At 35.8% G+C, this 13,733-nt stretch carries 8 protein-coding genes; all 8 read left to right on the forward strand.

Annotated elements, in window-relative coordinates:
* Positions 1–7: 7 nt before the first annotated feature.
* Positions 8–1,909: a RagB/SusD family nutrient uptake outer membrane protein gene (locus AC1B0Z_RS15955; RefSeq protein ID WP_483793204.1), complete on the forward strand. Its 1,902-nt coding sequence runs from the start codon at positions 8–10 to the stop codon at positions 1,907–1,909.
* A gap of 38 nt (positions 1,910–1,947) precedes the next feature.
* Positions 1,948–5,025 (forward strand): SusC/RagA family TonB-linked outer membrane protein, encoded by a 3,078-nt coding sequence (locus AC1B0Z_RS15960; protein WP_483793205.1) that lies wholly within the window; start codon positions 1,948–1,950, stop codon positions 5,023–5,025.
* A 27-nt stretch (positions 5,026–5,052) separates the two neighbouring features.
* On the forward strand, positions 5,053–6,801 hold the full coding sequence (locus AC1B0Z_RS15965; RefSeq protein WP_483793207.1) for a RagB/SusD family nutrient uptake outer membrane protein: 1,749 nt from the start codon (positions 5,053–5,055) through the stop codon (positions 6,799–6,801).
* A gap of 38 nt (positions 6,802–6,839) precedes the next feature.
* A complete protein-coding gene (locus AC1B0Z_RS15970) occupies positions 6,840–8,009 on the forward strand; it encodes a DUF5627 domain-containing protein (protein WP_483793209.1) in 1,170 nt (389 codons plus the stop codon).
* A 374-nt stretch (positions 8,010–8,383) separates the two neighbouring features.
* Complete coding sequence (locus AC1B0Z_RS15975) at positions 8,384–9,766, forward strand: 3-keto-disaccharide hydrolase (RefSeq protein ID WP_483793210.1); 1,383 nt, start codon at positions 8,384–8,386, stop codon at positions 9,764–9,766.
* A gap of 1 nt (position 9,767) precedes the next feature.
* Positions 9,768–11,111 carry a Gfo/Idh/MocA family protein gene (locus tag AC1B0Z_RS15980; RefSeq protein WP_483793212.1) on the forward strand — a complete coding sequence of 448 codons (1,344 nt, stop codon included), beginning with the start codon at positions 9,768–9,770 and terminating at the stop codon, positions 11,109–11,111.
* 3 nt (positions 11,112–11,114) lie between these two features.
* Positions 11,115–12,308, forward strand: a complete 1,194-nt coding sequence (locus AC1B0Z_RS15985; protein WP_483793213.1) for a Gfo/Idh/MocA family protein — start codon at positions 11,115–11,117, stop codon at positions 12,306–12,308.
* A 50-nt stretch (positions 12,309–12,358) separates the two neighbouring features.
* Positions 12,359–13,732, forward strand: coding sequence for a sialate O-acetylesterase (locus AC1B0Z_RS15990; protein WP_483793214.1), 1,374 nt, complete (start codon positions 12,359–12,361; stop codon positions 13,730–13,732).
* Position 13,733 lies beyond the last annotated feature (1 nt).

Below are 13,733 nucleotides of genomic sequence, written 5' to 3' on the forward strand. Positions count from 1 at the left end.
AAGAAAAATGAAAAACTATAAAATAAAAATATTAATAATCTTAGGACTTATGTTCTCATCTGCATGCGAGGACTATCTAGATGTAGCTCCACAGGCACTTATAGAGGAAGAGGATGTTTTTTCTACTTTTAGAAATGCCCAAGGTTTCGTTGAAGAAATGTATGCCTTAGTGGTATCTTATGAACAGCAAGCACACACCTTTCAAGATTTTCTTTTAGGAGATGACGGGTTTGTTGATAGGCCTACAAAAGCAAGTGGTGATATTGATGCAGGAAGATTCAATGATGTGATAAGAGATAATTTTGTTTATTTAAATAACCATCGTAATGCGATTTATGGATCAACAGGAACCAATTCAGCCAATGTAGAAAATACAAATGCGTTTAACAGACAAAGACCAGGAGTATATGATGGTAGCTTACGCGGTATCCGTAAAGCAAATATTGTAATTAAGAATATTGACTTAATGGTGGATGCAACCCAGGCCGAAAAAGACGTTATTCTAGGGCAAGCCTATTTTTTTAGAGCATTTTTCCATAACGAGATCATGAAATTTTGGGGGCGCTATCCATATATTGATAGAGTATTAATAGATGATTTTGAAATACCAAGACCAGAAACTTACAGAGAAGTTGCTTTACTAGCTAATGAAGATTACAAAAAAGCAGTTGAATTATTACCTGTAGATTGGGATAATGAGCCTTACGGACAATTAACATTAGGTGAAAATAAGGGTAGGCTTACCAAAGGAACGGCATACGCTTTTCAAGGTAAAAATCTACTTCTTGCAGCTAGTCCCTTAATGAAAGGTAACAATGTAAGTGTAAATACATATGATTATGATACTGAGCTTTGTGATATGGCAGTTGATGCTTTTGCAGGAGTACTTAGATTAGTAGACCAAGGACGCTATGCATTAGCTACTTGGGAAAATTACGATGATGTGTTTTGGAGATCACCGGCACCTGGTGCATGGCCAGGAGGTACAGAATTTATGTTTGCTGCAACCGGGGGTAGTCTTGTACAGGCTCAAAGATTTATGGCATCAGGAGTAAATAGAGCAATTCATACCAATTCTGGTGGATTTGAAGTTATTAGTCCTACACATAACTTTATCCATAACAACTTTGGTATGGCTAATGGACTTTCTATTGAGGATGATCTTAGTGGTGCTTACGGACCAACATTGTACGACCCTACCAAACCTTTTGATAACCGTGACCCACGTTTTTATAGATGGCATATTATTGACGGACAAATTATAGATGCTGGAGCTGGAGATCCAAATCATGTAGCAGCCCAACTTTGGTTTGAATCTCCAACTAACAAAGGTTTCCACCGTAGTACTGGTGCCGAAAACATCAAAATAGTAAATAACACAGGGTATATGTGGACCAAATTTTTCCCTAAGGTTGATGGTAAGTTTCATACCAGATGGAATCCTATTATAGGTAATTATGTTGGAGTGCGCATGCATATGAGACTTTCAGATGTCTATTTGATGTATGCAGAAGCATTACATGCATCTAAGGGAGCAACTACAGCACCAAGTTCTTATAGCTTAACGGCTGAGGGGGCTATTAATTTATTCCGAGATAGAGCAGGTATTCCTAATGTACATCCTAGTATAGTTGCAGATAACAACAAGTTTATGGATGAACTAAGAAGAGAAAGAGCTGTTGAGTTAAGTTATGAAGCGCACAGATGGGTAGATATCAGACGATGGGGAGTAGCCCATTTAGATAAATACAAAAGGAAATTAGCTTTAGATTTTCCACAAAACAGAAGTAGTTTTACAGAAACACTTCTTGTAGAAAGAATTTGTGAGTTTCCTCAGCATTATTGGTTACCATTTCCAGTTGAGCAAACACAAATTTACGAAGGCTTTCCTCAAAATCCAGGATGGTAGTCTTGTACAAATTCGCTTTAATTAATATAAAGAAAAAAATGAAGATAAATAAATTATATAGGTTGTTTACCCTAGTTAGCTTAATGTTGTTTTGCTTTTGTAATGTTACAATGGCTCAAACAGATAGTGTACAGGTAACCGCAACCGTGGTTGATGAACAAGGTAAACCAATAAGCGGCGTTAATGTTTTTAGCCCTAACGGAGATAAGGCAACTTCGGATGTTAATGGACAGTTTAAAATTAAATTACAGGATGACCAGTCTGTTGTAATTGAAAAGAGAGGCTATGAATCATTAATTGTTAACATGTCTGACTTAACTGGTAATATTACCATGAATAAATCTCTTTTCCTCGCGTCGGAAAATGATGTGCTAAATATGGGAGTTACCACGAAAGATAGACGTTCTATTGTTGGAGCAATAACGTCAATCAACACAAAAGACAGATTAACTTATGACAATACCCAACGGATTAGAGATTATATTGACGGACTCATGTTAGGGGTAAGAGGCTCTGATAATATTAGGGGTATAGGTGGTGTAGGCGATGTTGTTTTTGTTATTGATGGCGTAATTGGCCGTGATCCTGATATCCTAAACATGGAAGAAGTAGAACAGATAACAGTGCTAAGAGATGCCAATTCTGTTGCGCTCTACGGAAGCCAAGGACGAAATGGTGTAATTGTTATTAATACCAAACGTGGAAATGCTAATAAGAAAGAAGTTAATGTCAATATCCGTTCTGGTATCAGAACACCTATTTCTTTACCTAGATATTTAGGCTCAGTACCCTACATGCAACTTTTTAATGAAGCAAGAAATAATGACGGGTTACCTGATCTTTTTGACGCATCGACTATCCAAGAGTTTAATTCAAGTTCTAATGAATTTAAATACCCAGATTTAGATTTGTATTCAACGGAATACGTGCAACCTTTTGTGAATTTCACAAATATTATAACCGAGTTTTCTGGTGGTAATGAGAAAAATCAGTATTATGTTAATGTGGGTTGGAATAGTGAAGGGGCATGGGTTGATATTAATGAAGATGTAAATGCTGGCACTAACCGTTTTAATGTAAGAGGTAACTTAGATTTTAAAATAAACGATTGGATTACCAGTAGTCTAGATGGTATTGCGATTATAAGTACAAATAAGTCGTCTAGAGCTGATTTGTTGAGTGCTGCAACTACTTTGAGGCCTAATACGTATTCGCCATTTTTACCTGTAGATTTTCTAGACACTAGTGACCCCACAATTGCAGGACAATTACAAGCTGCAAACACTTTTAATGGCAGACTTTTAGGGTCAAATCAACAGTTTGGGGCAGATGCACCTATCGCTTTAGCTATTGCTGGTGGTTCTCGGAATAGAGTGTTTCGTTCTACACAGCTTAACAACACCATCAATTTTGATTTAGATAGGGTAACAAAAGGTTTATCAGCTAAAACTTATATAAGTTTTGATTTTTTTGATTCTTATGATGCAATAATAGAGAATGAATTTAAAACATACGAACCAACCTGGGAGGGTGATAGCATAACAAGTCTTGGAGTTTTTGGTGTAGACCTAAAAGATCAAACAGAAGAGCTTGAAACCAATAATTTCATATCTAGATTTGGTTTTTATGGGCTGATAAATTATGATACCACTCTTGCTAAGGATCATTCCTTAAGCACGTCTTTATTAGGTTTTTATAATTCACAAAGGCAAAATAATGCTAGACAAACTGATATTGACGCACACTTAGGGTTTCAAATGTCTTATGACTACAAAAAGAAATTGTTTATCGATTTTACAGGAACCTATGCCAATTCTATAAAACTACCAGAAGGGAATAGAGGAGGGTTTTCACCAACTTCTGGTATAGCTTATATTATAAGTGAAGAGGATTTTTTAAAGGATAGCAAATTTATTAACTACCTTAAGTTAAAGGCTTCAGGGGGTATCATTAAGTCTGATCGAGGTATTGTAGCGCTTAACAATAATGGTAGTATTGATGATGATGAAGATGCTAGCCCATACTATTTATATGACGTAAACTATTCTAGAGGAGCTAATATTAATTGGGGTGATGGAAACTCTAATAACAGAATAGATATTACACAAGGAGAGAATCTTGATTTATCATTTGAAGAGCGTATTGATTTAAATATTGGTTTCGAAACGTATTTAATGAATTCATTCTGGATAGAAGCTAATTACTTTAAGACAGAACTTGACAGACAAATAACATTCTTACAAGATCAATTCCCATCTTTTTATAATGTATTCAGACCATATAATAATTTCGATAAGAATTTATACACTGGTTTTGAAATAGGTATGAATTATAACAAGACGTATGAAGATGTTTCAATTAGCTTGGGAGCAAACGTGCTATACAGCCAAACCGAAAGAAGTTTAAGATCTGAAATATTTACCGAAGACTATCTACAAACACAGGGAAGAGAAATATCTACAATTTTTGGATTAGTTGATGAAGGTTTTTATGCTGAATCAGATTTTGATACAGATGGTAATTTAAATGCTGGTTTACCTGTATCTCAATTTGGTAGTGTTCAGCCTGGAGATATAAAATATGCAGATCAAAATGGTGATGGTACGATTAATCAAGATGATAGGGTAGCGCTTGGGCAATCTGCTAGTCCATGGACATATGGTATTAACCTTAACCTAAAATACAAACAATTTAGTTTGTTTGTTTTGGGAACTGGACAAACAGGAGCACTCGGTAATAAGTTGAATGATAATTTTAACGAATATTATTCAGTTGACGGTAATGATAAATACTCAGAAGTTGTTTTAGGACGATGGACTCCCGAAACTGCAGATACGGCAACATTCCCTAGATTATCATCGCAAGCAAATCAAAATAATTTTAGAACATCTACGTTCTGGTTATTTGACACGAGTTTCTTTAGAATTAACCGTGCTCAGGTTACCTATGAATTTGAGGATGCTTTTTGTAATCAAATAGGTATTTCGGATTTAAGTTTAAATCTATCTGGAACTAATTTGATTGAAATAGGCGAAAATAGTGATGTACGTCAGTTGCGAATAGGAAGAGCGCCTCTAGCTAGAGCTTACACGCTTGGTTTAAGAATGTCATTTTAATATAATTAGAAAATTAAGATAAATAAAATGAAAAATTTAATAAAATATATATTGATTATGTTAGTATTTACTGGCATAATATCCTGTGATATCCTCGAACCTGTCGATGAAAACAGGTTAGGCTTTGATTTTGTTACTACAGATCCAAATGCAGCAGAAGGTGTATTGTTAAATGCATATACGGGTTTAGTTGATCAATATTCATTTTCTGAAGCTGCTACTGATGATGCCGTTAATAATCTTTTAAATCGTGTTAATAATGTTATAAATAATGATTATAAGCGAATGGCGCTTGGTGAGTTAAATGCACAATTTAATCCTGCAGCCCGTTGGAGTAATTATGAACGTGTATTCTGGGTAAACAGATTCCTAGAAATCATTGATGCAGGAGAAACACAATGGAGTAGAGATACATTAACTAACACAATGTTTGAAATGCGTTTAAGAGGAGAAGCATTGGCCTTAAGAGGGTTACATCACTTTTATGTGCTTCAAGCACATGCTGGTGAAAATGCATCGGGAGAATTGTTAGGTATTCCTTACTATACTGAGTTTATTGAAGCGGATGGTAACTTTAATGTACCCCGTTTATCGTTTGAAGCAACTGTTCAGGCTATTATGGCAGATTTTGATGCGGCACTTAATTTATTACCAACAGATTATGGGTTAAGCGCAGGACAAGTGGATCCATGGTATTCAGATTTAGAAAATTTTGACTTTGATAAATATGGAATAGTAAATGATAATTTCTTTGATCTACGTATTTCAGGAAGAATAGTAAGAGCTTTAAAAGCACGTTTGGCACTTTTTGCAGCAAGTCCTTCATTTTTAAATAGTCAAAGTTATTATAATATGGCGGCAACAAACGCAGCTCAAATTCTAAATACTATTGGAGGTGTTGCTGGTTTAGATCCAAATGGTAATGAATTTTATACATCAGATGATAATATACAGAGTATAGAATCGCTTTGGCGTGGTTCTATAGGAGGTAATACGTTTAACTATGAAGAAAGAATGTTTCCACCTTCAGTGAATGGAAACGGGGAGATTAACCCAACACACAACTTTGTTATGGCGTTTCCAATGCAAGATGGCTTTCCTGCAACCGAGGCTAATGGTTTTGATCCTCAAGATCCTTATACCGATAGAGACCCAAGATTAGAGAAATATGTTGTTGTTAATGGTGCTGAATTTGGAGGAGGCATAATTAATACTGGTCTTGGAGGAGGAAATGATAGGTTAGATTCTATCCCGGGACTGTCTACAACTACTGGGTATTACCTTAAAAAATTATTGCAACCTGAAGTTAGAATTAATGATGATGGAACTGCTCTAGGTAGAAGGCATGCCGATGTGTATTTTAGATATACAGAATTATTTTTAATATTAGCTGAAGCAGCTAATGAAATTGGTGGTCCAGACTTTCAGGTTGATGGTATTACAGCTCGTGATGTGATTGCAGCAATACGCAATAGAGCAGGAATTACACAGCCAGATAATTACCTAGCATCTATTACATCTCAAGAGGATATGCGAGAGCTTATTAGAAATGAACGCCGCATAGAGCTAAGTTTTGAGGGACACAGGTTCTGGGATATTAGAAGATGGGGGTTACCTTTAAACGAACCAGCTAAAGGTTACTTTTTTGATGGTAATAATTATGTTGAGTTGCCGTCTGTAGAAATTAGAAATTTCCCGTCATTTGCAACTTATATGCCGATTCCTAATGCTGAGATTTTAAAATTTTCCGAACTTGAGCAAAATAATGGCTGGTAGGGTAATTGTGTAATTTAATAGAATAAAAAATGTTAGACATGAAAATAAAATATTTAATAATATGCGCAATTGCCTTTAGTTTTATGGCTTGCGAAAATCAGGAAAATGAGTTTGACGACTTTGGCTCTACTTCAGTGTATTTTCCATTTCAAACCCCTGTAAGAACATTAATTCAAGGGAAGTACGATCTAGGCTTTAATGACAATGATAATAACGGACGATTTGAAATAGGTGTCACTATGACAGGTGTTTACAATAATAATATAGACCGAAGAGTATTTTTTGAACTTGCTCCAGAATTGATAGATCCAATTGCATTACCTGGGGTTAATGGAGTAAATGTTCAAGTCTTACCTGCGTCCTACTATACTATTGAACAGGAAAGTCCAGTAACTATTCCAGCTGGATCTATAAAGGGACGTATTCCAATTCAATTATCAGATACCTTCTTTGATGATCCACAATCGTTTGCAGACTTTGGTGAAGTAAATTATGTAATTCCATTAAGAATCACAGATTATGAAGAATTAGATTCGCTTTTAACTGGTGTGCCAGCGGATGGTGTTACAAATCCTATCAAGATTAAATCAGATGATTGGCAAATACAACCCAAAGACTACACACTTTTTGGTATCAAGTTTATGAATAAATATCAAGGTATATATTTAAGACGAGGTGAGGATGCGGTTGATGGATTTGTCGGATTGGAAACAGTTTTTGCAAATGGAGATCCCACAGAAACAGACACAAGGGAAATTGATAGTTCTACAGTTTATAGATCTGAGTTTGTTGTAGGTGATGAATTACTGCCATTATCAACTGCGGGAAGAAGTTCAGCGACTACTACTATTAATGTTAGAAGATCAGACCCAGATCTTGCGACTAATAATACATTGTCGTTGCTATTGACATTTAATGATAATGAAGATGTTACTGTGTCTAATGCTGATCCTAATAGTACTGTTACAGTAACAGGCTCTGGTAAATTTGTAGAAGATGGAGATGAATGGGGTGGAGAAAGCCGAGACGTAATTTACCTAGATTATCAATACAGAGAGTTGGAAGTTGAAGTTACTGAGAACCGCTTCTTTGGTACATTAGTTTCAACAACAACAGCAACACTTGATTTATTGCATACAGTTAAAGATACTTTAGTAATTAGAGATAGAGATGTTAAGTTCGAGGAGTTTATACTAGAATTGAATTAGGAACACTTTAGTTCTAAGAAATTACAAGTCAAAATTATTTAAGTTAAAAATGGTAGGATTAAATTCCTGCCATTTTTTTATTTCTGAAGACTCATAAATTGAGAATGTTTTTCAGGATACAACAGGATAGTTTTTTATCTATAAAACTTTAATTTTATTTTATAAAAGAACTGTATAATTAATTATCGAATTGCTTAATGATTAAGAATACGCTTATATATGTAAGCAGTTTTAGCATGATAGTTTTTATACGCTTAAAATAAAGTAGTTAATTGAGTTAGTCAAATATAACCTCCACTTAAAATTAAGTTTTAAAATGGAGGTTATTTTTTTATTTATCTGTACATTTATTACAAACTCCTAGAATATATATTATGAATACTACTGCAACTAAACTATTATTGATCGTTACTTGCTTTTTTATGATTTCGTGTAACACAAAAAAAGAAGAAATTCCTTGGGTAGAACTGATTAAGGGTGATTCATTAGAAGGTTGGACAATTTTGGGTGGAGAAGCGACTTATGAAGTTAAAGACGGAGTTGTAATTGGGACCACCAAAGCTAATACACCAAATACATTTTTAACGACTAATGAAATGTATGGCGATTTCATTTTTGAAATTGATTTTAAAGTGGATTCCACAATGAATTCAGGTATTCAAATTAGAAGTAACTCCCTGCCTTATTACAGAGATGGAATAGTGCACGGATATCAAGTTGAAATAGATCCATCCAAACGTGCTTGGAGCGGTGGTATTTATGATGAGAAACGGCGTAGATGGCTTCACCCTCTCGTAAACAACGTGAATGCACAACAAGCTTTTAAACAAAACCAATGGAATCATTATCGTGTTGAAGCCATTGCGGATACTATCAAGACTTGGATAAATGGTGTGCCTGCATCCTACTTAATAGATGATAAAACAGCTTCTGGTTTTATCGGGCTACAGGTACATGGCATTGGAAAGCACAAAGAAAAATTAGGAAAACAAGTGATGTGGCGAAATGCTAAAATTATGACAAAAGATTTAGAAAAATATTCACAGACAACACCGTTAGAACCAGTAATTACGAAAAACAATCTCACATTTGATGAGAAACGTGCAGGCTGGAAAATGTTATGGGATGGTAAAACAACTAATGGTTGGCGCGGGGCAAAACTAGATAAATTCCCAGAGTCTGGTTGGGTTATTGAAAATGGCGAACTTATAGTTTTAGCTTCGGGTGGTGGAGAATCTGAAGCTGGAGGGGATATTGTAACAACAGAAGACTATAGTAACTTTGAGTTAAAAGTAGATTTTAAATTAACCCCAGGTGCAAACAGCGGTATAAAATATTATGTAGATACTGAAATTAATAAAGGTCCAGGATCATCAATTGGATTAGAATATCAAATTTTAGATGATGAATTACATGAAGATGCTAAAAGAGGTTCGCATGAGGGCAGCAGAACTGTATGCTCATTATACGATTTAATAAAAGCAGATCCCAACAAACCGGTTAAACCGATGGGAGAGTGGAATACGGCATATATTAAATCTATTGATAACCATGTTGAACATTGGATAAACGACGTTAAAGTTTTGGAGTATGAACGTGGAAGCGATGCATTTTTAAAATTAGTTTCAGAGAGTAAATATGAAAAATGGCCAAATTTTGGCTTATTAGAAAAGGGACAAATTCTATTGCAAGATCATGGTGACAGGGTGGCTTTTAGAAACATAAAAATTAAGGTTCCGACAAAGAAAAAAGACTAAGATGAAAAATAAAAGAAGAGATTTTATTAAAAAAACAACCTTAGCGAGTGTTGGTGTAAGTTTGGCAGGAAGTGTTAATGCTATAACTGCCCAGAGCTATAATAATATTATTGGAGCTAATGATAGAATTAATGTTGCAATACAAGGACTGGGAAGACGATATGGGGCATTCATTCCTGCAATAGCATCAAAAGATAATAATGTTCGTTTGAAATATTTATGCGATGTGCTTCCTAGCCAGATGAGTAAGGCAGTAACTTCGGTTGGCGAAAAAATTGATTATAAGATTGCACTAGAAACCGATATTAGGAAAATAATAGATGATAAAGATATCGATGCCATTTTTATGGCAACACCAGACCACTGGCATACACCAGGTGCAATAATGGCAATGAAAGGGGGCAAACATGTTTATCTAGAAAAACCTTGTAGTCATAATCCGCAAGAAAATGAGTTGGTGGTTGCGGCGCAAAAAAAGTTTAATAAAGTGGTGCAAATGGGAAATCAACAGCGTTCTTCCCCACAAAGCATTGAAATTATTAATGAAATTCATAACGGTATTATCGGTGATGCTTACAAGGCTATTGCCTTTTACACCAATCGTCGCGGAGAAGTGCCACACCCGGTTAAATCCGCGCCTCCAGAAGGTTTAGATTGGGAGCTGTTTCAAGGGCCAGCACCACGAAAGGGTTACATGCACGATACTTGGAACTACAATTGGCATTGGTATGGATGGGATTACGGTACCGCTGAAATGGGCAACAACGCCACCCACGAATTGGATATTGCACGTTGGGCATTAGATGTTAAATATCCGGAATATGTAGACGTTATTGCAGGAAAGCACCAATTTGTTAATGACGGCTGGGAAATGTATGATACCATGGAAGCCACGTATAAATTTGGTGGTAATAAAGTCATTCAATGGGATGGCAGTAGTAGAAACGGATACTCAAAATATGGCCGTGGCCGTGGTACAATTATTTACGGTTCTAAAGGTTCTGTAATGGTAGATAGAGGAGGTTATGAATTATATGACCTTAAAGGTAAACTTATAAAAGAAAATAAATCTGGTGGTAAAGAAGGAGGAGTTGCACTAGGCGGTGGCGGAAATTTATCAACACGACATGCCGTTAACTTTTTCAATACTATAAGAGGTAAAGAAGCGCTTACCTCACCTATTGACGTTGGAGCCATGTCTCAAATGTTAACACATTACGCAAATATTTCCTATCGCATAAACAAAGGCTTTGATGTTGACGAAAATTCTGGAAGGATATTTGATAGAGAAGCCATGAAACTTTGGTCTAGAACTTATGAACCAGGTTGGGAACCTAAATTATGACAATTGAAACGACGATCTTTTATAACAAAAACTGGGCTAGCAACTTTAGGTGTTGCCAGTGGTAGTTGTCAGTATGCCAGCCCATTATCTATTTTGGGAGCCAATAGCGCCATTAATATCGGTATTATCGGTTCAGGAGATAGAGGTGGAGGTCTTGGTTCTATAATTAATACCATTGAAGGTATAAATGTCATTGGTTTATGTGATGTTTTGCCTTTCAGATTAGAAAAAGGGTTGGCTAAAGTGAATTCAAATTCAAAGGGATATGCGGATTATCGTAAACTTTTGGATAATAATGATATCGATGCCGTAATAATAGCAACCCCCTTCAATTTGCATTCAAAAATTGCTATTGACGCGCTAGACGTGGGTAAACATGTGTATTGCGAAAAAACAATGGCAAAAGGATATGAAGCTATTAGGGCTGTGGTAAAAAAAGCGGAACACTCAAGCCACATTTTTCAAACTGGGCATCAATACCACAGTTCAAGGTTATACACACACGTAGTAGATTTAATTAAGAATGGAAAGGTTGGCAAGGTTACCGCCTTTGAATGTCAATGGAATAGGCATGGTAATTGGAGGCGTCCCGTTCCCGATCCAAAGTTTGAAAAAGCTGTCAACTGGCGCATGTATCGAGAGTTTTCAGGCGGACTTGTTGCAGAATTGTGTTCACATCAAATCGATTTCGCTAATTGGGTATTGGACGAAACACCAGAGAGAGTAACAGGTTTTGGAGGTGTTGATTACTGGAAAGATGGAAGGGAAACCTACGACAACATCCACTTGATTTATAGTTATACCAGTGGTGTAAAGGCAACATTTACCTGTTTGACTAGCAACGCCAAAGATGGTTATCAAATAAAGGTAATTGGAGATAAAGGTACTATTATCATTGATACAAAGCATGCATGGTTTTATCCTGAAGGCAGGAGAAAAAACAGGGTAATTAAGGATGTGGATGGCGTTAGTGGTGCAACCGCACAATGGGATGCCGAAAAAGGTATGCGGATTAATTTGGAGCACTTAGATCCAAGCAAGCAAGCATTGTTGGATTTCAAAACGGCAATTTTAGATAATTCAAATCCCGTATCAAATGTAATTACAGGAGCTAAAGCATCTATATGTGTTAAAATGGGATTAGATGCTATGTACAATAATAAAATTGTAGGGTGGAATAGTAGTGTATTAGGTTAAAGATGATACCGAATATCAAAAAGGCTTTTCTGTTTTCTATCCTTTGCACTTTGTCAATACAAAGTCAAATCAAGTTACCTGCATTCTTTGCAGATAATATGGTGTTGCAACAAAACGAGAACATTTCAATTTGGGGAAAAGATAGTCCTGGAGCCACAATAGAAATACGTTCTAGTTGGGGGACAAGGGCAAAGACTACTGCTAATTCAGACGGTTTGTGGAAAACATCCATCAAAACGGAAAAAGCGTCATTTACTCCACAGGAATTACAAGTTAGTGGAAGCACTTCAATCACATTTCGCAATGTCCTGATTGGTGAAGTTTGGTTTTGTTCAGGGCAGTCCAATATGGAAATGCCTTTAAAAGGGCTTAGGAAATCAAAAGTATTAAACGCAGAAAAATATCTTCAAAAATCTGATAATAAATACATCAGGCTGTTTAATAATGCTAGAACAGCAAGTGTTTCACCTAGTTTTGATGTCAAAGGAAAATGGCAAGAATCAAATAGGGAATCAGCTTTTTCCTTTAGTGCTATTGGCTACATTTTTGGCACTAGACTTTTTGAAAAATTAAATATTCCCATTGGTATTATTGAATCTTCTTGGGGTGGTACCAAAATAGAAAGTTGGATTCCCAAGAATCATCTGCTAAAGTATGATGGTATAAAATTTTCAGATAGCTTGCCGAAGGAGCAGAATAAACAAAAAAAGCCTACCTTCCTTTACAATGCCATGATTCATCCTTTCAAAAATTTCAAAATAAAAGGAATACTTTGGTATCAAGGTGAGTCAAACAGATTAGAGCCAGAGTCTTATTATGGTTATATGAAAGATTTAATTGCATCCTGGAGAAGCCAATGGCAGAATGAAAATCTTCCTTTTTATTTTGTACAAATAGCTCCTTATGACTATGCCAAACATAGACAATCTCAAGGAATTAAAGCAAACCAGCTTCGCGAAGCACAACTAATGATAGCGCAAGAGATAAAGAATACAGGTTTAGTTGTTACTACTGATGCAGGCGATTGTAACGATATTCATCCTTCAAAAAAAGAAGTAGTAGCAACAAGATTAAGTAATTGGGCATTAACAAAGCAATATATCTTAAAAGGGCTGTATTACAAAAGTCCCGCATTTCAGTCGATGGAAATTAAAGGAAATACAGCAATACTGTCCTTTAATTTTGACAAGGATGATAGTTTTATTTTAACTGAAAAGGTAAGCGGTTTTGCAATTGCCGGAGAAGCTCAAGTTTTTTACGACGCAGAGGTTGTTTTTGATAGCGATGGAAAGACTTTAGTGCTGCGAAACGAGAACATCGTCAAACCTGAAGCTGTTAGATATGGCTATAAAGACTGTTTTGAAAACGATCTAAAAACTAAATCAGGTTTGCCAGTATCTGTTTTTCGCACAGATAATTGGTAAG

It is taken from the genome of Hyunsoonleella sp. J2K-J805 (genome assembly GCF_057167125.1).